This window comes from Yersinia sp. 22-579, from assembly GCF_030433455.1.
GTDB lineage: Bacteria > Pseudomonadota > Gammaproteobacteria > Enterobacterales > Enterobacteriaceae > Yersinia > Yersinia enterocolitica.
Window position 1 is genome coordinate 51,761 of the sequence record NZ_JAUJTZ010000006.1, and the last position, 25,707, is coordinate 77,467.

Here is a 25,707-nt window from a genome sequence, read left to right on the forward strand (position 1 = left end):
TGTTAAATACCGACCAACAGCAGATGGGTCAGAGCGAACAATAAAAGGGCCAATAGCGACGCCATCATCATCAAATGAATGCTGCGTGGAATATCACTCAGAGCGATTTCACGCCGCTCATCGCCAATCCACGGCTTCTCCACCCGCTCACCAAAGTAATCATTCGGGCCACCCAAGCGGATGCCCAACGCTCCCGCCACCGTGGCTTCCGACCAGGCGCAGTTCGGGCTGGAGTGTTGATAACGGTCGCGCCAACCAATGCGCAACGCCTGACGATAATCAGCCTGAATCAACCAGGCTGCGATGCTGAGTAACAGCCAACTGAGGCGTGCAGGAAGCCAATTGGCGATATCATCCATACGGGCAGAGACATAGCCAATTGCACGATATTTCGGCGTTTTATATCCCACCATCGAATCAAGGGTATTTACCGCTTTATAAGCCATTGCCAGCGGAGCCCCCCCCAGCATCAGGAAAAACAGCGGAGCAATCACGCCATCGACACTGTTCTCGGCCACGGTCTCTACCACCGCACGGGTGATTTGTGGTTTCTCCAATTGCGAAGTATCACGCCCAACAATCCATGACAGCTTTTCGCGACTTTGCGCCAGGGTTCCGTGTTGTAGCGCATCAAAAACCGCTAATGCCGCGTCACTCAAGCAGCGTCCGGCCAGTAAGGTGTAAATCATCCACACTTGTGCTAACCAGCCGAGCCACGGATTAATCTCTGTCATCAGCCATAAAAACCCCCAGCTGACGAGCCAGGTGCTCCCCACCACCAGTAACCACAGCACCGCACCACCCCATTTGAGTGCCCGCTCGCTATGACACACGGCGCGAATGGCTCTCTGCAACAGCGTGATCAGATTACCCATCCAGCGCACCGGGTGCGGCCAACGCGGCGGGTCGCCGAGCCAATGGTCCAACAGGAAAGCCACAAACCACGCGCTCAGGGTCATAGCACACTCCGGGCAGCAGTCAGCCAGCCATCCAATAATCCGGGGCGCTGAGCAAAGTGAATATGCAGATAACTGGCCTGAGTCCGTTGCACTTGATAGCCACTGTGCCAGCGCTGAATAACTTCACCATCGCGCCATTTACTGCTATCAAAAACGGGTGTCAGTGGGCTGGTAAAATCGGAATAATGGAACTCATGACCGCGTAGAATTTCGCCAGACGCGGCTAGTAATGTGTCGCTGCGGGCCTCTGCCTGACAGTAACCAAAGCGAGTCAGGCGTTTTCCCATCCGGCTTTCTCCGGCCAAAACTCCTACCATCCGATGGCGCTGTCCGCTTTCATCCGTCAGAGCATCCCCCAAATACATCAAGCCGCCACATTCGGCATACATCGGGATTTGCTGCCGGTGGGCTTGCTGTAACACCGCATGCATCGCGGTATTCTCTGCCAGTGCACTGGCGTGAATTTCGGGATAACCGCCGCCCAGATAAATCATCTGACAAGCCGGCAGATGGCGGTCATGCAGCGGGCTGAAACGCTGGATGCGCACGCCAGCTTGCTCCAGCAAATCAAGGTTATCGGGGTAGTAAAAATTAAAAGCTTCATCTTCGGCTAAGGCCAATGTCAGCCCGTCGGCCAAAGCTTGAGAAGGCAATCCGGGTGGGGTTCCAACAGGGCGTTGGGTGCTTGAAGTCAGGGTCAACAAGCGGTCCAGATCGATAAAGGCTTCAACCTGCTGGGCCAATTGTTGCCAGCGTGGCGAGTTATCAGGCTGTTTGGATAGTGCACCGCCTCGCTCTTGTGCCGGGATCAGCCCCAAATGGCGTGATGGCAAGGCAACATCGTCCATGACCGGCAAGCGGCCCAAAACCGGAATGCCGCAATAACGTTCGATAGCATGGCGAATAAGTTGATAGTGATTTTCTGAATTGACGCGGTTAACAATCACACCGGCAATCGTCAGCTTGGGGTCAAATTGGCTAAAGCCCAGCACGGTTGCGGCAACGGATGTCGAAACCGCTTTACCATCCACCAGCAAGATAACCGGGCAGCCTAATTGCTTGGCCATCGCTGCACTGCTGCAATAATCGGGGTCAGTACCGTAGCCGTCATACAACCCCATGACACCTTCAATCACCGCTACATCGGCATGGCGCATATGCTGGTTATACAACCCATTAAGGGTGGCGGGCGGCAACATAAAGGCATCAAGATTACGTGACGTCACACCACTGACGGCGGTATGCCAGCCAGTATCCAGATAGTCCGGCCCAACTTTGAACGGCTGCACCGACAATCCGCGCGCCATCAGCGCCCGCAAAATACCCAGCGTCACAGTGGTTTTACCACAGCCGCTGCCGGTTCCTGCGATGATAAATGCTTGTTTACCTGAGCATTGCATAAAAAAATCCCGCCATTTCAAGCGGGATATGCAGTGTCAAAAAGGTGCATTTGCGCAACGTCACCGCTGCGCGCATCTGATGACAACCCGCTTCCCACCGAAGGAGTTGAAACTCTTTACTGATTTGGCTGGTCTTCTGGCTTAGCGTCACTCTCCCCCGCTACCTTCCCAATCCTATGGATCAGTGGTCTCAGCGGGTTCGTCAGCATCACAGCAGCGGGGGCTGCGGGGGATTTACACCCCCTTCCCAATCGTGTTATCCACGACATACCTGTTTCAGTATTTAAGTACAGTAGATTCTGTTATTTAATTTCTTATTTCGTTATTTAATTTATCTCTTTATTTACACTGTTATAACAGAGCGTTTATTAATTAGTAGCCTGGTAGGCTTTCTTGAAATTAATATACGCTTTTCTGTTCATAAAAAATGGTTAATTTCATTTTTTGCGAGTGATTTTTTTGTATCGCCACAACAAATAATTGCCATGAAAATACAAATAAAACATTTAAAAACAACAAGTTAAATGAAAAATATCGTTTTAAAAAATAGCAAAAAATTGTCATTATTTATTTTGTATTTTTAATATCAAACTGGATATTAAAATAGACAAACTTGAATGAACAGCATGACCAATTGATATTAGATCAATAACTATCATTCCATTTCGCTGCGTTCAGAAGAAAGTGAGCGAAATACCTGCGGTGTCACGTTGTAGGTCTGACGGAACACTTTGCAGAAATAGCTGGTTTGGGAAAAACCCAGATTCTTGGCAATGCTGGCAATACTCCAATCGCTGTGTTGTAACATCTCTCTGGCATTGGCCATCCGCTGCTGATTGACCCAGGCATTAAATCCGATGCCCTGATATTTTTTAAATAATTTGCTGAAGTAGTACGGGCTGAGATATACCTTAGCCGCCACTTCTTCCAGCCGTAGCTCTTCCGATAAATGCGTATCAATATAACGTAGTGCTTTCTTCATTTTGCTGTCATGGGGGTGAACCGGTCGTATTCTGCCTGGTTCTTTGCTGCCCATGTTGTCGTTGATCACCACAAAATTGAGATGTTTTTTGAGGCAATTCTCAACAATCAACTTCAATAAATCTGCCGATGCAATCACCCGTGAAAAATCCATAACAGGCACATTGTGGAACTCATCCATCAGTGCCGGATTCTGCTGCCAGTGATTATCGACATTAAGTATATCAATCAGATAAACATCTGAGTGCAACCGCACCTGGCCACATAACACAAAACCCACTAAATGACCGGCAATGACCAGCGGAATAGAGAAATCAGTTAACCCAGCGTGGCAGCGATAAATACAAGGCTCATTGGACTTTGAAGCTTCAAGACCCCCGCAACGATCACTCATTCGGCAACGGAGATGGTTCACCGGGTCCTGGCGCATCAACTGGCAAAATGGCGTAAAGTTAAAAAGATCAGAAATCTCTTCGCCGTGAATATTCACTACCACCACGGCCAGCCCTGTGGCCTGAGCAAAATCCTGCGCGATTTTATTTATGAGCTCTGAGTTTAGAGAACTGGCAGAAATCATGATAAAACCTCTCAGTTAATTTTAATTTATTATTATTAAGTTTCGTTTGTTGCTATAAATCATCCCTGTAATAAACCATTTGTTACTAATTTGTTATATTTGCATTCCTATCAGCAAGTGGAAAACCTATTTCCCTGTGAAGGTTTAGCCTCTGGCAAAATGAAGGAAAATAACAATCCACCTTACCAGAGTCATAATCAACAGGGGACTATAATCAGTCCATTAACCAGAATAGATCACGAAATTTCCTCATCTCGTTTCATAGATTCAAGATGAGGAAACTTACGTTGATTTATAAACTGGCTTTCTCATCCTCTAATTTACACGTATTGCAAGGCAGGTTTTTGCCAATGAAGAAGCGATAAACCGCCGCACCGAGGCAAGCACCAATAATAGGGGCGACAATCGGGATAATGAAATAAGGGATATCACGCCCACCAGTCATTGAGATTTTTCCCCAGCCGGCAAAGAAGGTAAATAATTTAGGGCCAAAATCACGCGCGGGGTTCATGGCAAAACCGGTTAATGGCCCGGTTGAAGCCCCTATCACCGCCACCAGGATACCAATCAATAGCGGCCCTAATGCACCACGCGGTACCCCATTACCATCATCCGTCAACGCCATAATCAGCCCCATCAGAATGGAGGTAATAATGATTTCAACAAATGCGGCTTGCCATACACTGATAGCCGGTGAGGGGAAGGTACTGAAAATACTGGCCAGTTGTAGACTTTCCAGACTGCCACGTACCATCTGATGGGCGGTTTCAAAATCAGTAAATAAGTTGTGATACAACATATAAGACAGCGCCGCACCACCAAAAGCACCGGCAATCTGTGCAATGCTGTAGGGAATGACTTTGCGCGCCGGGAAACAGGCAAACAGCCATAAAGCAATGGTAATCGCGGGATTGAGGTGAGCACCGGAAATACCCGCGGTCAGATAAACCGCCAGTGAAATCCCCAGCCCCCACACAATACAGATTTCCCACAAACCAAAACTGGCACCGGCCACTTTCATCGCCGCCAGACAACTAATACCAAAAAACAAAAACAGCCCGGTGCCAAGAAATTCTGCCACACACTGAGCTTTGAGCGAGTCGTTCATAGGGTTACCCTGCTTGAAGTTATTATGATGAATAAACTGTTATTTCGGTATTGCACGGCCCTTGACCTGATCACTATAAAGAGACGGAAAATGAAAGTGTTGTCGTGATTAGCTATTAGTTAAACAAAAAATAGAGTTTCTATAGCAAATTATTGCTATTACCTGGCCCAGAACCCCCTCAAAACCCTGTAAATAAGCAACTTATTGTCTAATTAAATAATGTGACTTTCTTGTCATTTATTCTTTCCGTTATTGTTAGCAAGCTCGCAATTTCTATTTTAATGTGAGCCAGCTTCCATCTTTATATTCACGTGCGTGAGTACCAAAGAAAATAGGGATTGTCACTGACTTAATTGTAATTATGAATATGCAAAAACCAATTATTATCACCTATCCATTAATAAATAGACTTATAAAATAATCAGTTAAATGAGCTCATGACAATAATTTGTTATTTCGTCACTAACCATTCCCGCCAGTAAATTCAATACAGCCATTCTTTTTCATTGCTTGTTTGTATATTCAATCTCAGCACGAACCTGACAACGTTATTACTGAATATAACAACATTACTTTTGAACATGATATTCGTCGAGGTACTTATGCAACAAGAAGCACTAGGAATGGTGGAAACCAAAGGGTTGGTTGCGGCCATCGAGGCTGCTGACACCATGGTGAAATCGGCCAATGTGACGTTGGTAGGCTACGAAAAAATTGGCTCCGGTCTGGTCACTGTCATCGTCCGTGGTGATGTGGGGGCGGTTAAAGCGGCCACTGATGCAGGCGCTATCGCGGCTGCCAACGTAGGTGAAGTGAAATCAACCCATGTGATCCCACGGCCACATACCGATGTTGAGGCCTTTCTTCCCAAGGGAAACTTACCAAAGGGAAATAGCTAATGAAAAGCAATGACCTGGTCGACCAAATCATGGCGCAGGTGATAGCAAAAGTCAGTGAACACGCTCCGGCGTCTTCTGCACAACCATCTTATAAACAACCATCCTATAAACAACGAGATACGGCTATGGCTGAGAAAACTTGCAGTTTAACGGAATTTGTTGGAACCGCGATCGGTGACACGGTCGGACTTGTGATCGCCAACGTCGACAGCGCCCTGTTGGACGCAATGAAGCTGGAAAAACGCTATCGCTCCATTGGTATTTTGGGCGCTCGCACTGGTGCTGGTCCGCACATTATGGCCGCCGATGAAGCAGTAAAAGCCACCAATACCGAAGTGGTCAGCATTGAATTACCACGCGATACCAAAGGCGGTGCCGGTCATGGCTCGCTCATTATCTTCGGTGGTGATGATGTTTCCGACGTGAAACGTGCAGTTGAAGTGGCGCTGAAAGAGTTAGACCGCACATTTGGTGATGTTTACGCCAATGAAGCGGGTCATATCGAATTGCAATACAGCGCGCGTGCCAGCCATGCACTGGAAAAAGCATTCGGCGCACCGTTGGGCCGTTCTTGCGGCGTGATTGTCGGTGCACCGGCTTCCATTGGTGTTCTGATGGCCGATACCGCAGTGAAATCCGCCAATGTTGATGTGGTGGCTTACAGCTCTCCCGCACAGGGCACCAGCTTTAGTAACGAAGTGATTCTGGTTATCTCCGGCGATTCTGGCGCAGTCCGTCAGGCAGTGATTTCTGCTCGTGAGATCGGCAAAACGGTATTAGCAACTTTAGGTGCTGAACCGAAAAACGACCGCCCTTCTTATATCTGACGCCACAGTGAGGCTGTTTCATGAAATCGAAAAGATTTGAAGCGTTGGCGAAACGCCCGGTTAATCAGGACGGCTTTGTCAAAGAGTGGATCGAGGAAGGCTTTATTGCCATGGAAAGCCCTAACGATCCGAAACCTTCCATCAAGATTGTTAATGGTGTGGTGACTGAACTCGACGGTAAACCACAAAGCAGTTTCGACCTGATCGACCACTTTATCGCCCGCTACGGTATCAATCTGGCCCATGCGGAAGAAGTGATGAAGATGGATTCCATCAAGCTGGCCAATATGTTGTGTGATCCAAATGTGTCGCGCCGCACCATTGTTCCGCTGACGACCGCCATGACACCAGCCAAAATCGTCGAGGTGGTGTCGCACATGAACGTGGTGGAAATGATGATGTCGATGCAGAAAATGCGCGCTCGTCGGACACCATCACAACAAGCTCACGTCACCAACGTGAAAGATAACCCGGTGCAAATTGCCGCCGATGCGGCGGAAGGCGCATTCCGTGGTTTCGATGAGCAAGAAACTACGGTGGCGGTGGCTCGTTATGCGCCATTCAACGCCATTGCACTGTTGGTCGGTTCGCAAGTTGGCCGCCCAGGGGTGCTGACTCAATGTTCTCTGGAAGAAGCTACTGAACTGAAACTGGGGATGCTGGGCCACACCTGTTATGCCGAAACCATCTCGGTTTATGGCACTGAACCGGTGTTTACCGACGGTGATGACACGCCGTGGTCAAAAGGTTTTCTCGCTTCGTCTTATGCTTCACGCGGTTTGAAAATGCGCTTCACCTCCGGTTCTGGCTCCGAAGTGCAAATGGGCTATGCCGAAGGCAAATCCATGCTGTATCTCGAAGCGCGCTGTATTTATATCACCAAAGCCGCCGGGGTTCAGGGGCTGCAAAACGGCTCCGTCAGTTGTGTCGGTGTGCCGTCTGCGGTGCCATCGGGCATTCGCGCCATTTTGGCCGAAAACCTGATTTGCTCAGCGCTGGATTTGGAATGTGCATCCAGTAACGACCAGACCTTTACCCACTCGGATATGCGCCGTACCGCTCGCCTGCTGATGCAGTTCCTGCCGGGCACTGACTTTATCTCCTCGGGTTATTCCGCAGTGCCGAACTACGACAACATGTTCGCTGGCTCCAACGAAGATGCCGAAGACTTTGACGATTACAACGTGTTGCAGCGTGACCTGAAAGTCGATGGCGGCCTGCGTCCGGTGTTGGAAGCCGACGTCGTGGCTATCCGCAATAAAGCTGCGCGCGCTCTGCAAGCGGTATTCGCCGGAATGGGTTTACCGCCAATTACCGACGAAGAAGTGATTGCGGCGACCTACGCCCACGGCTCGAAAGATATGCCGGAACGCAACATCGTCGAAGACATCAAGTTCGCTCAGGAAATCATCAGCAAAAACCGCACCGGTCTGGAAGTGGTGAAAGCCTTGGCGCAAGGCGGCTTTGAAGATGTAGCGCAGGACATGCTCAACATCCAGAAAGCCAAAATTGCCGGCGACTACCTGCATACCTCGGCGATCATCAAAGGTAATAACCAGGTGCTGTCAGCGGTGAATGACGTCAATGACTACGCGGGGCCAGCTACCGGTTACCGGCTGGAAGGTGCACGTTGGGAAGAAATTAAAAATATTCCAAACGCGCTTGATCCGAATGAGCTTGGCTAAGGGGTTCACGAGATGGTGGATATTAACGAAAAACTGTTACGCCAAATTATTGAAGGCGTATTGCAGGAAATGCAGGGAGACAAAAATACCGTCTCCTTTAAGCAAGATACCCAACCTACGGCAACGGCTGCTGTGGCGTCAGGAGATTTTCTCACTGAAGTGGGTGAAGCCCGCCCCGGTACCCATCAAGATGAAGTGATTATTGCTGTCGGCCCGGCATTTGGCTTGTCGCAAACAGCCAATATCGTCGGCATTCCGCACAAGAATATTTTGCGCGAACTGATTGCTGGTATCGAAGAGGAAGGGATAAAAGCGCGGGTTATCCGCTGCTTTAAATCCTCCGATGTGGCTTTTGTTGCCGTCGAGGGCAACCGCCTGAGTGGCTCCGGGATCTCTATTGGCATCCAGTCAAAAGGTACCACGGTCATTCATCAGCAAGGTCTGCCGCCACTTTCTAACCTGGAGCTGTTCCCACAGGCCCCGCTGCTGACGCTGGAAACCTATCGTTTGATTGGTAAAAACGCCGCTCGCTACGCCAAACGGGAATCACCACAACCGGTTCCGACCCTGAATGACCAAATGGCACGGCCAAAATATCAGGCCAAATCCGCGATTCTGCACATTAAAGAAACCAAATATGTGGTGACCGGCAAGAATCCTCAGGAACTCCGGGTGGCGCTTTAACAAAGGAAAACACAATGAATTCCGAAGCTATTGAATCCATGGTTCGCGATGTGCTGAGCAAGATGAACAGCTTGCAAGGCCAAACGCCAACTGCCGCTTGTGCTCCAGCGGCCAGCTCGCGCAGTGATGCCAAAGTCTCTGATTATCCATTGGCGAATAAACACCCTGACTGGGTAAAAACCGCCACTAATAAAACACTGGATGATCTGACGCTGGCGAACGTTTTAAACGGCAGTGTTACTTCACAAGATTTACGTATTACCCCGGAAATCCTGCGTATTCAGGCATCCATTGCCAAAGACGCTGGCCGCCCGCTGCTGGCAATGAACTTCGAACGCGCAGCTGAACTGACCGCAGTGCCGGATGACAAGGTACTGGATATCTATAACGCCTTGCGCCCATTCCGCTCGAGTAAAGAAGAGTTGAATGCCATTGCTGATGATCTGGAACAGACCTACAAAGCGACCATTTGTGCCGCCTTCGTGCGCGAAGCCGCCGTTTTGTATGTCCAGCGCAAAAAGCTAAAAGGCGACGATTAATTTGGCGATATCAAACGAAGGGAAATAGGTCGTTGGGGTCGTAGCAGCGTGAGCCGCCGGAGCGCCCCTAAACATATAGGCCCTTCGCTCACCTCGGCTAAATCAGAGGGGTGTTACTGTCAGCAACTTAAGGTAAGAGATATGGATTACATCGTCGGGGTAGACATCGGCAACTCATCAACAGAAGTCGCATTGGCACAATGCATGACTGATGGTCAGTTGCACTTTGTTACCAGTACCCTAACCGAAACCACTGGTATCAAAGGGACGCAGCGCAACATTTTTGGCATCACTAAGGCGCTGAATATGTTGGTGGAAAAGGCCGGTATCGCACTAAGCGATATCAGTCTTATCCGCATCAACGAGGCGACCCCAGTCATTGGTGATGTGGCGATGGAAACCATAACTGAAACCATCATCACTGAATCCACCATGATCGGTCACAACCCTAAAACTCCCGGCGGACTGGGGTTAGGCGTTGGGCTGACCATCACGATTGATGAGTTGGTCACGCGAGGCCCTAACCAGCCTTACATTCTGGTGGTGCCCTCTGCGGTTGATTTTGCCGATGTGGCGGCCGTGGTCAATGCTGCTAACGGCGCTGGATACCGCATTACCGCGATTATCCTGCAACGGGATGATGGTGTACTGGTCAGCAACCGTCTCACACACACCCTGCCCATCGTGGATGAGGTGCTGCATATTGACCGTATCCCAATGGGGATGTTGGCGGCGGTTGAAGTCGCTATGCCGGGTCAGGTGATTGAAACCCTCTCTAACCCTTATGGCATTGCCACGGTGTTCGGATTGAGTGCTGAAGAAACCAAAAACATCGTTCCGGTGGCGCGGGCTTTGATTGGTACGCGCTCCGCAGTGGTGGTGAAAACCCCGGAGGGTGATGTTAAAGCCCGCGCCATTCCCGCTGGGCATCTGGAGCTATTTGCTAATGGCCGCACAGTACGGGTGGATGTCGCAACCGGTGCTGAAGCCATCATGACCGCCGTCAACAGCTTCCGACATGTGGATAACGTCAGTGGCGAAGCGGGCACTAATATCGGCGGCATGCTCGAACACGTCCGCCAAACTATGGCGGAACTGACCAACAAACCGACCAATGATATCTTTATTCAGGATCTGCTGGCAGTTGATACTGCGGTTCCGGTCAACGTCATTGGTGGTCTGGCGGGTGAATTCTCGCTCGAACAGGCGGTGGGTATTGCCTCTATGGTGAAATCTGACCGCTTACAAATGGCACATATCGCCAGTGAAATCGAAAAGACGCTGAATATTGATGTACAGGTCGGGGGGGCGGAAGCCGAAGCGGCGATACTCGGCGCGCTAACCACACCAGGGACGCGACGGCCACTCGCCATCCTCGATTTAGGGGCCGGATCTACCGATGCCTCAATCATCAATGCGCAAGGTCAAATTGTTGCCACCCATCTGGCGGGTGCTGGCGATATGGTCACGATGATAATCGCCTCTGAGCTGGATCTCCAAGACCGCTATTTGGCCGAAGACATCAAAAAATATCCCTTGGCAAAAGTGGAAAGTCTGTTCCACCTGCGCCACGAAGACGGCAGCGTTCAGTTCTTCCCACAACCGCTACCACCCGAAGTTTTTGCCCGATTAGTGGTGGTTAAACCGGAAGGATTGGTGCCACTGCCGGGAGATTACGCACTGGAAAAAGTACGCAATATCCGCCGCAGCGCTAAAGAGCGGGTGTTTGTCACCAATGCGCTTCGCGCGCTACGTCAAGTCAGTCCGACCGGCAATATCCGCGATATCCCCTTCGTGGTGCTGGTTGGCGGCTCGTCACTGGACTTCGAAATCCCGCAATTGGTCACCGACGCCCTTTCTCACTACAAGCTGGTGGCCGGTCGCGGCAATATCCGCGCCAGCGAAGGCCCGCGTAATGCGGTTGCCACCGGATTGATTCTGTCCTGGCAACGGGAGAATCACGCATGAACTTTACCCAAGATGCACCCGCAATTGTTATCAGCTTGACCTCGCCAACACCCGAGGCGGTCTGGCACCAAGTGTTACTAGGGATTGAGGAAGAAGGCATTCCCTGGCAGTGGCAGCAAGACGATGACACGGATGCCATTCTCCGCGCCTGGCAGGCGGCGACCCGCTCACCACTATTGGTGGGGCTGGCGTGTTCTGCCGACGAAGTTATCGTGCATTTTCGTCATTTACCCCCCGCCAGCCCGCTGTTCCGGCAGCCACTGGCACAAGACGAAGACCCATTACGGCGACTGGGTAACAACGCCGCCCGATTAGTCAAAGGTTTACCGTTTAAGTAATCACACTCAAATTAACAAGGAACTCATATCTATGAACAACGCACTGGGACTCATCGAAACCAAAGGGCTGGTCGCTGCCATCGAAGCGGCTGATGCCATGGTCAAATCTGCCAACGTACAGCTCGTGGGATACGAAAAAATCGGCTCCGGCTTGGTGACTGTCATGGTTCGCGGCGATGTCGGCGCAGTTAAAGCGGCGGTTGATGCCGGTTCTGCGGCGGCCAGCGCAGTGGGTGAAGTGAAATCTTGCCATGTGATCCCACGCCCACACAGCGATGTAGAAGCCATTTTACCGACCTCTGCCTAAGGGTAAGAAGAGGAGCACCGCGTGAAAACGTCACTGGGTTTACTTGAAGTTAGCGGTCTGGCGCTGGCGATTGGTGCAGCGGATGTCATGGCAAAAGCGGCATCCGTCACCCTGATTGGAATAGAAAAAACCAACGGCTCCGGCTGGATGTTAATCCGTCTGACCGGTGATGTGGCTTCCGTTCAGGCGGCAATCAGTACCGGAGCCGCCTTTGCCCAACTGCATCAAGGGCTGGTCTCAAGTGCGGTGCTGGCCCGTCCGGCAGATACCCTAATGGCGTATTGGCAAGCGCCACACATTGAGCCAGTCGCCACTGAAACCACCACCTTAAGCGAACCTACGCAACAGGTTGTCGCCGAAAGAGTTATGACAGAAAGCCCCACCATCGACGAGTGCGATGAAGCAGAAGCCCCACGACCTGCCGCTACCGCCACCGACGATGAACCAGAAATTGCCTTGGGTGTGGCAATAATGGATTTGGATGTAGCAAGACAAAGTGCAGAAAGTGAGGCCCCGCCAGCTCCTCGTGTGAGCTGCAATCTCTGCCTCGACCCGGCTTGCCGACGCCATAAAGGTGAGCCTCGCTTTCGCTGTATTCACTTGGGTAAACGAGGAAAAGTCTGATGGAAAAAGCGTTACTGGAACCCGTTGTCAGTAAGATCCTCGACGAAATGCGTCTTCGTCCGATCCCGCTTGGGGTTTCCAATCGACACCTGCACCTTTCGGTGCAGGATTACCAACAATTGTTCCCCGATCAGCCGCTGATTGAGAAAAAAGCACTGCTCCAGCCAGGCCAGTTCGCCGCTGCTCAGACGGTGACCTTGGTCGGGCCGAAAGGCAGCTTGAAGAATGTCCGTATTCTGGGGCCACTGCGCAGCTACAGTCAGGTTGAGATCTCTCGTACCGACGCCCGCACACTGGGTATCAATGCCCCTCTGCGGATGTCGGGCAATCTGGCTGACACGCCAGCTATCCGGCTGGTCAGCCCCTATGGCGAGCTGGAATTGCCACAGGGTGTGATTGTGGCTTTGCGCCATATCCATATGTCGCCACTGGATGCCCTTATCTATCGGGTCAAACACGGCGACCGGGTGCAAGTGGCCATCCACGGCAGTGGCCGCCGGTTGATTATGGATGATGTTGCTATCCGCGTTTCACCCCAAATGAAACTGGAAATGCACATTGATACCGACGAGGCCAATGCCGCCGGAGCCGATGACCCGGCAGCTTTTGCAACTTTGCTACCCCCAGCACGGACAATGCAACCATGAATCTGACTCAGGCGCAAACCGAACAGCTGGTCAGCCAGATTGTCACGCGGTTGGCTGAGCGCGAACGCCGGGTTCACGCCCTGCTATTGCCTCAGCTACGCGCCGGGCTGGATACATCGGTATTCCTGCACCATGCCACGCTGCATCTAATGTTGCCGGATTTGGCGTTTATCCATCAACTGGCGCAGTTCGATACCCACTGTCCTGCGGTGGTGGCCTTGAACGAGGCCTGGTCGTGGGGCATGAAAGTGCATATCAGCCTGCACCGTCAACTGTTACCCGCCCTGCCCATGACGGCACTGCGCCCGTTGCCGCTAACTTTCAGTGACAACCAAGGTCTGGCGGTACGGCTACATGCAAGCAAGGTATTGAGTTATCGCGATATTGCCACACTTGCCCCCGGCTGGTTGCTGATTGCCAGCTCTACGTTGGTTACACCGCTGGCGCAGGAAACACTGTCAGCCCGTCACATTCAACTGTTAAGGCAGGAGTAAATCATGCAACTGGCCCGAGTGGTAGGTTCGGTGGTTTCAACACAAAAGTCGCCGACGCTGATCGGTAAGAAACTACTGTTGGTGCGCCGTGTCGCCGGTGATGGCTCGCTGCCTCCGGATAGCAACACGCCGGATGAAGTGGCGGTCGACTCTGTTGGCGCAGGTCAAGGTGAACTGGTGCTACTGTCCGGTGGTTCCAGTGCCCGGCGCGTTTTTGCCGAACCGAATGATGCCATCGACCTGGCGATTGTCGCCATCGTCGATGAATGCTCTTACTGATTAAGCGGTGATTTTATGAGCATCTATACCAAAACAGGTGATGCGGGCACTACCGCCCTGTTCACCGGTCAACGCGTCAAAAAAAGTCATCCTCGGGTGGAAACCTACGGCACCTTGGATGAACTGAATGCGGCACTCAGCCTGTGTGCCCGCGTGACACAAGGTGAAGAAAACCTTCAGTTACTCGATGCCGTACAACATCAACTGTTTTATTTCAGCGCTGAACTAGCCAGTGAGGGCATCGAAGCCCCACCCAGCGGGCGAAAAAGTATTAGCGAACCCGATATTCAAGCGCTGGAACACGCGGTGGACCGCTGCATGGCGCAACTGCCACCGGTGCACGGTTTTATCCTGCCCGGTAACACCGAAGCTGGAAGCCGCTTACATTTTGCCCGCACCTTGGCGCGGCGCTGCGAGCGGCGGTTAATCGAACTGGCCGAGAAAGTACCGGTGCGTCCGGTGTTATTGCAGTATCTCAACCGGCTATCGGACTGCTTGTATGCCCTGGCCCGCGATGAAGACCAACGCCAGACATTGCAACAAACAGCACAAACCGTGCTGGCGCGCTATTTAGCCGCAACCACGGAAAAACCCGTTGCGACCACTCAAACCGTGGGCGCTGGACTCGGATTTTCTGATGTTCACCAACTGGTTAAGTTAGCGGTTGCAGCCGCCATGAAATTACAAATTGCCGTAGTTGTGGCACTGGCCGACCGCCACGGCAACATGATTATGACCTACCGCATGCCCGATACCTTGCTGGTCAGCAGCGAGCTGGCACCGAAAAAAGCCTGGACCGCTGTCGCCTTGAAAACCGCTACCCACCAACTCAGTGCTGCCATTCAACCGGGGGCCGATCTGTTCCAACTAGAAGCCAGCACTGGCGGCAAAGTGGTGAGTTTTGGCGGGGGCTACCCACTGTGGCGTGACGGCCAATTGGTGGGAGGTTTAGGGATAAGCGGCGGTAGCGTCGAACAAGATATGCACATAGCAGAAGCGGCCATATCGGCTTTACATCTGAGGAATGAATAATGAATACCAATGACCTTGAATCGCTCATTCGCACTATCCTCACCGAGCAACTGACGCAGGTCACGGCCCCAGCCTCCAGCGCCATTTTTGCCAGCGTGGATGAAGCCATTAATGCTGCTCACAGCGCATTTTTGCGCTATCAGCAAAGCCCGATGAAAACTCGCAGCGCCATTATCCGCGCTATCCGTGAGCAACTAAAGTCACAACTCGTCTCTCTGTCCGAACGCGGCGCCAGTGAAACCGGCATGGGGAATAAAGAAGATAAATTCCTGAAAAATAAAGCTGCACTGGAAAACACTCCGGGTATTGAAGACCTGTCTACCACCGCCCTGACCGGTGATGGCGGCATGGTGTTATTCGAGTATTCACCCTTCGGCGTTATTGGTTCAGTCGCCCCCAGCACTAACCCGACCGAAACCATTATTAATAACAGCATCAGTATGTTGGCAGCGGGTAATGCAGTCTATTTCAGCCCCCACCCTGGTGCTAAAGCCGTGTCATTGGATCTCATCGCCCAAATTGAAGAGATCATTTTCAACAGTTGCGGCATTCGCAATCTGGTGGTGACAGTAAAAGAACCGAGTTTCGAAGCCACCCAACAGATGATGGCACACGACAAAATTGCCTTGCTCGCTATTACTGGTGGCCCGGCCATTGTGGCGATGGGCATGAAAAGCGGCAAGAAAGTGATTGGTGCCGGTGCGGGTAACCCACCTTGTCTGGTGGATGAAACCGCTGAGTTAGTTAAAGCGGCGCAGGATATCGTGGCAGGCGCTTCATTTGACTACAACCTGCCGTGCATTGCAGAGAAAAGCCTGATCGTGGTGGAAAGTGTTGCCGACCGTTTATTGCAACAGATGCAGGCCTTCGATGCATTACTGATAAGCCATCCGCAAGAGGTCGACAGCTTACGCAAAGCCTGCCTGACGCCGCAAGGCCATGCCAATAAAAATCTGGTGGGTAAAAGTCCCATTGAACTGCTGAAAGCCGCCGGCATCACCTGCCCGGCTAAAGCCCCGCGTCTGTTATTGGTCGAAGTGGCTGGTGACGATCCACTGGTCACCACCGAACAATTGATGCCGCTGTTACCGGTGGTGCGGGTAAAGGATTTTGATGCGGCCCTGACATTGGCATTGCACGTCGAGGGCGGCCTGCATCATACCGCAACCATGCACTCGCAAAATGTCTCGCGCTTGAATCTGGCTGCACGTTTGTTGCAAACCTCCATTTTTGTCAAAAATGGCCCGTCCTATGCCGGGATAGGTGTCGGCGGTGAAGGCTTTACCACCTTTACTATTGCCACCCCGACTGGTGAGGGTACTACCTCGGCGCGTACCTTTGCACGTCAACGCCGCTGTGTACTGACTAATGGTTTCTCTATTCGCTGAGCGAGGATGTATGAAAACTTTTTTCCTGCAAACACGCATTTATAGCGGGGAAGGCAGCCTCAAGGTGCTGCAACGCTTTCATCAGCGCAAAATTTGGATAGTTTGCGATGGCTTTTTAGCCACCTCTCCGCTGCTGGATAAACTGAGACAAGCCTTGCCAGCCGACAACCAAATTACCCTGTTCAGCGATATCACGCCGGATCCGAATATCGCCACCGTGGTGAAGGGGATTGAGCAGATGCAAGCACTGCGCCCCGACATAGTGATCGGTTTTGGCGGTGGTTCGGCACTGGATGCCGCCAAAGCCATTGTCTGGTTTAGCCGTAAACAAGGGCTGGAGATAGAAACCTGTATCGCCATCCCGACCACCAGCGGGACAGGCTCTGAGGTCACCAGCGCTTGTGTGATAAGTGATCCGGAGAAAAGCATTAAATATCCCATCTTTGACGATGAAATTTATCCTGATATCGCCATTTTGGATGCCGCACTGGTGGCGAGCGTGCCCCCCGTCATTACTGCCAATACCGGATTGGATGTGTTGACTCATGCGCTGGAGGCCTATGTATCACCGCGCGCCAGTGATTTTACCGATGCACTGGCAGAAAAAGCGGTACAACTGGTATTTCGCCATCTGGCAACCGCCTGCCGTAAAGGTGACTGCCTGATAACCCGCGGCAAAATGCACAATGCCTCGACGCTGGCCGGCATAGCATTCAGTCAGGCGGGACTGGGTATCAATCATGCCATCGCCCACCAATTGGGGGGGCAATTCCACATTGCTCACGGCTTAGCGAATGCCCTGTTGCTGGTGCCGGTGATTCGCTTTAACGCCGCAGATGCGCGAGCGCGTAAGCGTTATGCAAGATTGGCGAAGCTGTGCCATTTCAGCCCGGCCAATGGCGATGATCGCAGTGCAGTCAATCAGCTGGTTCACCAAATTGAGCAGCTAAAACGCCAGTGCGGGCTACCTCAGCCGTTGGCGGCAATGAAAGTTAATGAGCGCCAATTGCAGCAACATCTCCCCGACATGATTGCAGCAGCCCTTGCCGACATCACATTGCGCACCAACCCGCGCCCAGCCAGCGACCAGGATATCCGTGGGATTATCGAGGCGCTTTATGAGTGATATGCAGATGCCTGAGGCCAACGTGCTGCACTCGCCACCCGCTTATGGTGAACTGACACCCTGTGATGCAGCGACTATCCAACAGCGGGTGCGTGACGCCGGTGTGGTCGGAGCCGGTGGTGCCGGGTTCCCCACAGCGGTGAAGTTACAGGCACAGGCCGAGATTTTCCTGGTCAATGCCGCTGAGTGTGAACCGATGTTGAAAGTGGATCAGCAATTGATCCCACGCCAGGCGGCACGGCTGGTGCGCGGCGTGCTGTATGGCATGAAAGCCACCGGCGCAGGCGAAGGCATCATTGCGCTGAAAGCTAAGTATAAGGAGGCCATCGCAGCGCTGACACCGCTGCTGCCACCACAGATTCGGTTGCATATTTTACCCGATGTTTACCCCGCCGGAGATGAAGTGATCACCATCTGGTTGGCAACTGGCCGTCGGGTTCCACCTGCGGCGCTGCCCATCAGCATTGGGGTGGTGGTGAATAACGTGCAAACCCTGCTCAACGTGGCCCGCGCCGTTGAACAGCAGTGGCCGGTCACCCGCCGAACCCTCACAGTGAATGGTGCCGTAGCTCGGCCATTGACCTTGACGGTGCCACTGGGCACGTCACTGCGGGAAGTGTTGGCTTTGGCGGGTGGCGCGACCATTAATAACCCCGCTTATATTAATGGTGGCCCGATGATGGGCCATGCCCTGCATGACCTTGATCAGCCCGTCACCAAAACCACTGGCGGCCTGCTGGTATTGCCTGCTGATCATTTGCTGATTACCCGCCGTGCCCGCAGTGATAAGGATGTGCTTGCCATCGCTCGCACCGTCTGCGAACAGTGCCGTATGTGTACCGAACTCTGCCCGCGCCACCTTATCGGCCATGAATTACCGCCGCACCTGTTGGTACGGGCGATTATCTACCAGCAAGTCGCCACGCCAGATATTTTACTCAGCGCCCTGACCTGCTCGGAATGCAGTCTGTGTGAAAGCTATGCCTGCCCGGTGGATATCTCGCCGATGCGCATTAACCGCCTGCTGAAAACTCAGTTACGTGCGCAGGGTGCCCGCTATCAAGGGGAGCTACGCGAAGCTGACCCGATGGCGAAATACCGCATGGTGCCAACAGCACGGTTGATCGCCCGCCTGGATTTAACCGACTGGTATCAGGCCGCACCGTTTAGTGAGGAGCCCTATCAGCCTCAACAGGTGATATTGCCATTACGCCAGCATATCGGTGCTACCGCAGAGGCCATCGTCGCAGTGGGGGAGCGGATAGAACAGGGCCAATTAATTGGGCAAATCCCGCATAACGCCTTGGGTGCACCACTGCACGCCAGTATCAGCGGCGTGGTTACTGCCATCGATGGCAGTGCCATCACGATAAGTCGCGGCTGATCGTGTTTTTTAAAGAGGAATCGGCATGTCACAAGCCATTGGAATTGTTGAATTAAGCAGTATTGCCAAAGGGATGGAAGTCTGCGACCTGATGCTAAAAAGTGCCAACGTCGACCTGTTGGTCAGCAAAACCCTGTGCCCCGGCAAGTATTTGCTGATGGTGGGAGGTGATATCGGGGCGGTGACTCAGTCGGTACAAAATGGTGAACGGCACAGCGGTCACTTATTGGTCGACAGCATCGTTTTGCCCAATCTTCATCCATCAGTATTACCCGCCATCAGCGGCCTGAACCCGGTGGAAAACCGTCAGGCGGCAGGTGTGGTGGAGACCTGGAGTGTTGTGGCCTGCATTACCGCCGCCGACCGCGCAGTGAAAGCCGCTAATGTCACTCTGGTACGTATTCATATGGCTTTTGGTATCGGTGGCAAATGTTATCAGGTGCTTAGCGGTGACATTGCCGATGTGCAAACCGCCGTCGAGGTCGCCAGCCAATGTGCGGGTGAAAAGGGATTATTGATATACAGCTCAGTTATCCCACGGCCCCATGAGGCGCTGTGGCGTCAGTTAGTTCAGGAGGCATGATGGAAGCAAATAGCACCCCCGAGCGCGTGATCCAGGAATATGTTCCCGGTAAACAGATAACCCTGGCGCACCTGATAGCTAACCCTAACAAGGCGCTTTATAAAAAACTGGGGCTAAACGATGTCAGCAGCGCCATTGGCATTTTGACCATTACCCCCAGTGAAGCCTCGATTATTGCCAGTGATATCGCCACCAAATCCGGCGCAGTCGAGATTGGTTTTATTGACCGATTTACGGGTGCCGTGGTGTTTACCGGTGATGTTTCCGCGGTGGAATACGCATTGAAACAGGTGATTCACACCTTGGGCGACATGATGAAATTCACTGCCTGCCCGATGACCCGGACCTGATGCCATGCAACGCATCATGTTGATTGGCCCCAGTCAGTGCGGCAAAACCTCGCTGATTCAGCGCTTACGCGGCGAGGCACTGAATTACCAGAAAACCCAGTCCATTATCTGGCAGGACAATGCCATAGATACGCCGGGTGAATATCTGGAAAACCGCTGTTTATACAGTGCGTTATTAGCCAGTGCTTGTGAAGCCGATGTGGTGGGGTTGGTACAAAATGCCGATGCCACGCAGAGCTGGTTTGCGCCAATGCTGGCGCAGGTTTTCAACAAACCGGTGATTGGCATCATCAGTAAAGCCGATACCGTCAGCCACACCGACCAACTGGGCTGGGCGGCGGATTGCCTGACCCAAGCGGGCGCACAACATATTTTTATCACCTCGGCGCAAACCGGCGAGGGGTTAACTGACCTTATGACTTATTTGAATCCCTTATGACTTATTTAAAACATTGTGGAGAGTCGCATGTCCGGTAAGATTATGGCGATTAACGCCGGCAGTTCTTCGTTGAAATTTCAGCTGTTTTCCATGCTAAATGAACAGACCGGCCAACATCACGAGCAGGTGTTATGTCAGGGATTAATTGAACGCATTGGGATGGATGATGCGATATTTAACCTGCGAGTCGGTGATGTGCAATGGCGAGAAACCTTACCCATCGCGGATTGCCGTCAAGGCGCTGAACACCTGCTTCGGGCGCTGATTGAGCACAATATTATTGACTCATTAGACGAAATCATTGGCGTCGGTCATCGTGTTGCCCACGGCGGTGAAACCTTTGCCGATTCGGTACTGATTACCCCGCAAATACTGGATAAAATTGAACAGCTTGGCACATTAGCGCCGCTGCATAACCCGGTGAATGCATTAGGTATTCGCGTGTTCCAGCTTGCCCTGCCCCATGCCAGCGCCGTGGCAGTATTTGATACCGCATTCCATCAAACATTGAGTCAGACCTCATACCTATACCCGCTGCCGTGGCGCTATTACGAAGAGTTGGGAATTCGTCGTTACGGCTTTCACGGCACCAGTCATAAATATGTCAGTGCGGTCTGTGCTGAGCGAATGGGCCAGCCATTGGCAGCGCTACGTATTGTCTCCTGCCATCTCGGTAATGGTTCCAGTATTTGCGCTATCGGCCACGGGAAGTCCGTCAATACCTCGATGGGATTTACCCCCCAGGCAGGAGTAATGATGGGCACCCGTAGCGGCGATATTGATCCATCAATCCTGCCTTTTATTCAGCAAACAGAAGGCAAAAGTGCGGTTGAAATTAACCATCTGATCAATAACCAATCCGGTTTGCTGGGTATCTCCGGCATTTCTCATGATTATCGTGATGTGGAACAAGCGGCCGATAACGGCAACCGCCGTGCAGCATTAGCTCTTGAACTGTTCGCTGAGCGGATCCGCGCCGTGATTGGCAGCTATATCGTGCAATTGGGGGGGATTGATGCGCTTATCTTTACCGGCGGCATTGGTGAAAACTCACGTAGCGCCCGCCAGCAGATATGCCGGGAGCTGGCATTCCTGGGGATTGAGTTGGATCAAGAAAAGAACATGAGAAATCAGTTCTTTATTCAGCAAGATGCCGCACCGGTACAAATTGCCATCGTCAATACTAATGAAGAATTAATGATAGCCCGTGATGTCCTGCGCGTGGCACTGAACCTGCCGGTACAACCGGCCCTCGCCACACAATGAGAGGCAATATGAAAAGTGGAAAAGTTTGGCTAGTCGGTGCGGGGCCGGGGGATGCAGCACTGATTACAGTGAAAGGCTTACATGCCATTCGTCGCGCTGAAGCGCTGGTCTATGACCGGTTAGTCTGTGCGGAATTATTAGCTGAAGCACCAGACGGTTGTGAAATGATTAATGTGGGCAAAACACCCAACCATCATTTGGTACCACAACCGCAAATCAATGAAATTCTAGTGGATTGTGCTCAACGCGGCTTGAATGTGGTGCGGCTAAAAGGCGGCGACCCTTATGTCTTCGGCCGTGGCGGAGAAGAAGCCGAAGCACTGGCTCTGGCGGATATTCCGTTTGAAGTGGTGCCGGGGATCAGCTCCGCCATCGGTGGATTGGCCTATGCGGGTATCCCGGTGACCCATCGTGATTATGCCTCAGGTTTTCATGTGGTTACCGGCCATCTACGTCAGGGCAATGAGCCACAGGATTGGGCAACACTGGCAAAACTGGAAGGTACATTGATTATCCTGATGGGCATGACGCAACTGGCCACCATTTGTCAGCAATTGATTGCTGGCGGCAAAGCGCCCACCACACCTGCGGCGGTGGTGATGTATGCCAGCCATCAGCAACAGCAAGTAGCCAGTGGCACTCTGACCACGTTAGCTGATCAAGTTGCGGCGCAAGGATTATCAGCCCCGGCACTGATTGTTATCGGTGATGTGGTGCGCTTGCGCGACCTACTGGCATTCACACCAGAAGTGTTGTCGCTAAACTCAATTCCCTCGCTTATGGTACTCTGAACACACATCCTAAATAGGGGAATAACGCAGCAATGAGCGAACATGGCGGGAATGTGCTGGAAATGGCACTGAAAATCGGGACAAACGCCGAGAACATTATTGATTTCAGTGCCAATATTAATCCGTTGGGAATGCCAGACTCCCTAAAAACCGCCATTGTTAAACAGTTAGCACGCGCGGAACACTACCCTGATGTTGAGTATCGCCAACTGCACAGTGCACTGGCCCGCGCTCACCATTGTTTGCCAGAAAATATCATGGCAGGCAATGGTGCAACCGAACTGATTTATGCAGTAGTGCATTACCTGCAACCTCGCACTGCCCTGCTGCTGACACCGGGTTTTGCTGAATACCGTCGCGCCCTGCAACGGGTCGGTTGCCAGATTGATGATTATCAGATGAGTGACGCTGATGGCTATCAGCCCGATGAACGGCTGCTGGCGGTATTAGAACAGCAGCGCCCTGACTGCCTGTTTCTGGCAACCCCCAATAACCCGACTGGATTAATGCCAGATACTAACCTGCTGCAAGCTATTGTACGCTGCTGCCATCAATACCAAATTGCGTTAATTGTTGATGAAGCCTTTATTGATTTCCTCCCTGATGCGCCGGGACTTATCCCACAATTAGCTGATTTCCCTCACCTTTATGTATTGCGCTCACTGACCAAGTTTTTCGCGATTCCAGGGTTGCGGTTGGGATACTTGCTTAGCGGTGATTTGCAGGGTATCGAGCAGATGAAACAGCAGCGCGAACCCTGGACCATCAATGCCTTCGCCGCATTGGCAGGTGAGATTATTCTCGATGACCAGCCTTATATTCAAGCCACTCATGAATGGTTGGCACAGCAGCAGCACTGGCTATATCAGCAATTGTGCGCTATTCCCGCATTGCAGGTGTGGCAAGGTTGCGCCAACTATCTTTTCCTACGCTGTTTAAGGCCGGAAATAGCGCTACAACCGGCATTATTACAGCACCATATTCTGATTCGCCATTGCGCCAATTACCCCGGATTGACCCGCGACCACTATCGTGTGGCCATCAAAAGTGCAACGGACAATCAACGACTGGTCACCGCGTTACAACAGGTTTTTAGCCATGGCTGAAGCCCGTTGCCCCGCCTCCTGTGGTGAGTTGATTCAGGGCTGGATACTGGGTGGGGAGAAGCTCATTTCTTGCCCGATAAACTGGTTTAGCACGGTATCAGTGACCGACGGTGTGCCGGGCAGCCACGAACGGCCACGGATGCGCCAAATGCTGAAGGCAGTATTGGCTTATTTTGACCAACCAGCAGAGATGGCCCGTGGCCTGCATATCAATTTTGATTCTACCATTCCGGTGGCAAAAGGGTTAGCCAGCAGCACCGCAGATATTGCCGCCACTGCTCTGGCAACCGCACGTCACTTGGGGGAAACTCTGGATGAAGCCGCACTGGCTGCCTTGTGTGTTAGCCTTGAACCCACTGACAGCACCTTGTTTCAACGGCTGACCCTGTTTGATCATCAAACCGCCGCCACACAGATTGCTTATGATTGGCAACCCTGCGTGGATATTTTGCTACTGGAAAGCCCACAATGCCTCAATACCGAGGATTATCATCGTCGACATCGCCAGACAGCCCTACTGGCAAGCGCCCCATCGTTAGAGCAAGCATGGCAATTGTTTACGCAGGCCGCTGAGCGCCATGATTGCGCCCTGCTAGGCCAGTCCACCACACTTAGTGCACAGGCCAGCCAGCACCTACTGGTTAAACCCGATTTCTGCGCTCTGCTGGAATTAGTCGAAGAGCTAGATTTATATGGACTGAATGTGGCACACAGCGGCAGTGTGGTGGGTTTATTATTAGACCGTCAACGCCATGATGTGGAACAGCTTTATTGGCAATTACAACAGCGCAATATCATGCAAAACTACCCGAGCCAGCACTTATTAACTATGGTGCCCGGCGGGGTGCGCTAGCGTAGAGCACGATATATTTTGAATATCTGCAATCGTTGGGCTTAATTCATGCCTCAATCTCTTAGCTGTATAAAATAGATTAATCCTTATAAAATAGTAAAAATAATTATTTTATTTTTAATTAATTTATTTTTTTCATTGCAAAACTATAAATAATGATCTAATTTTCAGTAAATATGACTCATGCAAAAACTTACTCAGGAATATTATTAGTTTAATTACTATTTTCATATGAATTAACAAAAATAAAATAATTTAGTGAAAAACTTAAAAATAGATTGATTTTCTTAAACATCATAACAGCTATAAACTTAATAACGGAGTGTTGGTTATATGAAGAGAAGAAAAAGTCAACTCACGCCGGAACTTAACACTATAAAAATAGTATTTGATTCTATGTTTATAACAAAAATACATAATAGCATATGCACCACGACGTTATTCGAAGACTTCTTAATTGCAATAATTGAAGAGACGTCATTTTCTAAAAACGAAATTTACTTAATAGATAGCTTAATGAATAAATGTAGTTATCTATCATACTTAGAAATATTAGAACTTTATTTTAATGTAGATATATCAAATAAAGATAAAGTGTATATTTTTGACAACGATTTTTTTCAGAATATTGGTGATATAGGTGAACTGGCAAAAAAGAAGAAAATAAACACTTGTATAGTTTTAAGTATTGCCCTAAATGAGAAAATAACTGCTGTTGTATCTCTATTTGGAAAAAAAAGTAATCTGGCAGACATTAATAATAAAAGCGTACAAATTGCATTAAGAGAAACATTGCTTAAATTAATAAATAACATTCTTAATTACATCAAATCCCACAAAAAACCGCACTGCGATGCCGATAATGACATATTACATCTCACTTCCGTAGAAATAGATATTTTAAGGTATTCTGCCGATGGGTTTACTTCCAAAGAAATAGCGCATAAAATATCTCTATCTAAGAGTGGGGTTGACTTTCATCTTGTGAGCCTTAAAAATAAATTGAAATGTAGGAATAAAACGCAAGTCATTGCAAAAGCAATATCACTCTGCTTAATTTGAAAATATAAATA

Annotated in this window: 28 protein-coding genes and 1 riboswitch; of the genes, 24 read left to right on the top strand and 4 right to left on the bottom strand. The window is 51.1% G+C overall.

The window, feature by feature from the left end:
* Positions 1–2: 2 nt before the first annotated feature.
* From cbiB to pduF, 4 genes are all read right to left on the bottom strand, one after another.
* Positions 3–959, bottom strand: coding sequence for an adenosylcobinamide-phosphate synthase CbiB (cbiB, locus tag QSV56_RS08775; RefSeq protein ID WP_050131431.1), 957 nt, complete (start codon positions 957–959; stop codon positions 3–5).
* A complete protein-coding gene (locus QSV56_RS08780; protein WP_050122657.1) occupies positions 956–2,359 on the bottom strand; it encodes a cobyrinate a,c-diamide synthase in 1,404 nt (467 codons plus the stop codon). The genes cbiB and QSV56_RS08780 overlap by 4 nt, the downstream gene beginning before the upstream one ends.
* A gap of 108 nt (positions 2,360–2,467) precedes the next feature.
* Positions 2,468–2,649, bottom strand: a riboswitch (cobalamin riboswitch).
* 365 nt (positions 2,650–3,014) lie between these two features.
* On the bottom strand, positions 3,015–3,917 hold the full coding sequence (gene pocR / locus QSV56_RS08785; RefSeq protein WP_005168458.1) for a regulatory protein PocR: 903 nt from the start codon (positions 3,915–3,917) through the stop codon (positions 3,015–3,017).
* 292 nt (positions 3,918–4,209) lie between these two features.
* The gene (pduF, locus tag QSV56_RS08790) at positions 4,210–5,025 is read right to left on the bottom strand and encodes a propanediol diffusion facilitator PduF (RefSeq protein ID WP_004699353.1); all 816 of its coding nucleotides are present in this window, start codon (positions 5,023–5,025) and stop codon (positions 4,210–4,212) included.
* Between the two features lie 602 nt (positions 5,026–5,627).
* Here pduF and pduA point away from each other — a divergent pair.
* The 24 genes from pduA (at position 5,628) to QSV56_RS08910 (ending at position 25,696) form a co-directional block, all read left to right on the top strand.
* Positions 5,628–5,924, top strand: a complete 297-nt coding sequence (pduA, locus tag QSV56_RS08795) for a propanediol utilization microcompartment protein PduA (protein WP_005157689.1) — start codon at positions 5,628–5,630, stop codon at positions 5,922–5,924.
* Complete coding sequence (pduB, locus tag QSV56_RS08800; RefSeq protein ID WP_019080985.1) at positions 5,924–6,751, top strand: propanediol utilization microcompartment protein PduB; 828 nt, start codon at positions 5,924–5,926, stop codon at positions 6,749–6,751. Before pduA ends, pduB begins: the two co-directional genes overlap by 1 nt.
* A 20-nt stretch (positions 6,752–6,771) precedes the next feature.
* The gene (pduC, locus tag QSV56_RS08805; protein ID WP_050131434.1) at positions 6,772–8,436 is read left to right on the top strand and encodes a propanediol dehydratase large subunit PduC; all 1,665 of its coding nucleotides are present in this window, start codon (positions 6,772–6,774) and stop codon (positions 8,434–8,436) included.
* A gap of 15 nt (positions 8,437–8,451) precedes the next feature.
* The gene (locus tag QSV56_RS08810) at positions 8,452–9,120 is read left to right on the top strand and encodes a propanediol/glycerol family dehydratase medium subunit (RefSeq protein WP_161803521.1); all 669 of its coding nucleotides are present in this window, start codon (positions 8,452–8,454) and stop codon (positions 9,118–9,120) included.
* Positions 9,121–9,134: 14 nt separating this feature from the next.
* Entirely contained in the window at positions 9,135–9,659 is a 525-nt protein-coding gene (gene pduE, locus QSV56_RS08815; RefSeq protein ID WP_005157693.1) for a propanediol dehydratase small subunit PduE, read from the top strand.
* A gap of 141 nt (positions 9,660–9,800) precedes the next feature.
* Positions 9,801–11,627: a diol dehydratase reactivase subunit alpha gene (locus tag QSV56_RS08820; RefSeq protein WP_301212004.1), complete on the top strand. Its 1,827-nt coding sequence runs from the start codon at positions 9,801–9,803 to the stop codon at positions 11,625–11,627.
* Positions 11,624–11,965, top strand: coding sequence for a glycerol dehydratase reactivase beta/small subunit family protein (locus tag QSV56_RS08825; RefSeq protein ID WP_019080989.1), 342 nt, complete (start codon positions 11,624–11,626; stop codon positions 11,963–11,965). Before QSV56_RS08820 ends, QSV56_RS08825 begins: the two co-directional genes overlap by 4 nt.
* Before the next feature lie 31 nt (positions 11,966–11,996).
* Positions 11,997–12,272 (top strand): propanediol utilization microcompartment protein PduJ, encoded by a 276-nt coding sequence (pduJ, locus tag QSV56_RS08830; protein ID WP_004388818.1) that lies wholly within the window; start codon positions 11,997–11,999, stop codon positions 12,270–12,272.
* Between the two features lie 21 nt (positions 12,273–12,293).
* Complete coding sequence (locus QSV56_RS08835; protein WP_019080990.1) at positions 12,294–12,896, top strand: BMC domain-containing protein; 603 nt, start codon at positions 12,294–12,296, stop codon at positions 12,894–12,896.
* Positions 12,896–13,543, top strand: a complete 648-nt coding sequence (locus tag QSV56_RS08840) for a phosphate propanoyltransferase (protein WP_019080991.1) — start codon at positions 12,896–12,898, stop codon at positions 13,541–13,543. The genes QSV56_RS08835 and QSV56_RS08840 overlap by 1 nt, the downstream gene beginning before the upstream one ends.
* A complete protein-coding gene (gene pduM, locus QSV56_RS08845; RefSeq protein ID WP_301212009.1) occupies positions 13,540–14,037 on the top strand; it encodes a microcompartment protein PduM in 498 nt (165 codons plus the stop codon). Before QSV56_RS08840 ends, pduM begins: the two co-directional genes overlap by 4 nt.
* A 3-nt stretch (positions 14,038–14,040) precedes the next feature.
* Positions 14,041–14,316, top strand: coding sequence for a EutN/CcmL family microcompartment protein (locus QSV56_RS08850; protein ID WP_004699362.1), 276 nt, complete (start codon positions 14,041–14,043; stop codon positions 14,314–14,316).
* Between the two features lie 15 nt (positions 14,317–14,331).
* Positions 14,332–15,348, top strand: coding sequence for a cob(I)yrinic acid a,c-diamide adenosyltransferase (locus QSV56_RS08855; RefSeq protein ID WP_301212011.1), 1,017 nt, complete (start codon positions 14,332–14,334; stop codon positions 15,346–15,348).
* Entirely contained in the window at positions 15,348–16,736 is a 1,389-nt protein-coding gene (locus tag QSV56_RS08860; RefSeq protein WP_301212013.1) for an aldehyde dehydrogenase family protein, read from the top strand. Before QSV56_RS08855 ends, QSV56_RS08860 begins: the two co-directional genes overlap by 1 nt.
* 10 nt (positions 16,737–16,746) lie before the next feature.
* Entirely contained in the window at positions 16,747–17,862 is a 1,116-nt protein-coding gene (locus QSV56_RS08865; RefSeq protein WP_004699365.1) for a 1-propanol dehydrogenase PduQ, read from the top strand.
* Positions 17,855–19,246 carry a 4Fe-4S dicluster domain-containing protein gene (locus tag QSV56_RS08870; protein ID WP_301212016.1) on the top strand — a complete coding sequence of 464 codons (1,392 nt, stop codon included), beginning with the start codon at positions 17,855–17,857 and terminating at the stop codon, positions 19,244–19,246. The genes QSV56_RS08865 and QSV56_RS08870 overlap by 8 nt, the downstream gene beginning before the upstream one ends.
* A gap of 25 nt (positions 19,247–19,271) precedes the next feature.
* Positions 19,272–19,829, top strand: a complete 558-nt coding sequence (locus QSV56_RS08875) for a BMC domain-containing protein (RefSeq protein WP_004699367.1) — start codon at positions 19,272–19,274, stop codon at positions 19,827–19,829.
* On the top strand, positions 19,829–20,179 hold the full coding sequence (gene pduU, locus QSV56_RS08880; protein WP_005157716.1) for a propanediol utilization microcompartment protein PduU: 351 nt from the start codon (positions 19,829–19,831) through the stop codon (positions 20,177–20,179). Before QSV56_RS08875 ends, pduU begins: the two co-directional genes overlap by 1 nt.
* 4 nt (positions 20,180–20,183) lie before the next feature.
* The gene (locus tag QSV56_RS08885) at positions 20,184–20,618 is read left to right on the top strand and encodes a EutP/PduV family microcompartment system protein (RefSeq protein ID WP_004699368.1); all 435 of its coding nucleotides are present in this window, start codon (positions 20,184–20,186) and stop codon (positions 20,616–20,618) included.
* Positions 20,619–20,645: 27 nt separating this feature from the next.
* Positions 20,646–21,884, top strand: a complete 1,239-nt coding sequence (locus tag QSV56_RS08890; RefSeq protein WP_046051247.1) for an acetate/propionate family kinase — start codon at positions 20,646–20,648, stop codon at positions 21,882–21,884.
* Positions 21,885–21,892: 8 nt separating this feature from the next.
* Positions 21,893–22,675, top strand: coding sequence for a uroporphyrinogen-III C-methyltransferase (gene cobA / locus QSV56_RS08895; protein ID WP_301212020.1), 783 nt, complete (start codon positions 21,893–21,895; stop codon positions 22,673–22,675).
* A 32-nt stretch (positions 22,676–22,707) separates the two neighbouring features.
* A complete protein-coding gene (cobD, locus tag QSV56_RS08900; protein ID WP_046695244.1) occupies positions 22,708–23,781 on the top strand; it encodes a threonine-phosphate decarboxylase CobD in 1,074 nt (357 codons plus the stop codon).
* Complete coding sequence (locus tag QSV56_RS08905; protein WP_019080999.1) at positions 23,774–24,634, top strand: GHMP kinase; 861 nt, start codon at positions 23,774–23,776, stop codon at positions 24,632–24,634. Before cobD ends, QSV56_RS08905 begins: the two co-directional genes overlap by 8 nt.
* A 333-nt stretch (positions 24,635–24,967) precedes the next feature.
* Entirely contained in the window at positions 24,968–25,696 is a 729-nt protein-coding gene (locus QSV56_RS08910) for a LuxR C-terminal-related transcriptional regulator (RefSeq protein ID WP_050131451.1), read from the top strand.
* The last annotated feature ends 11 nt before the right edge of the window (positions 25,697–25,707 follow it).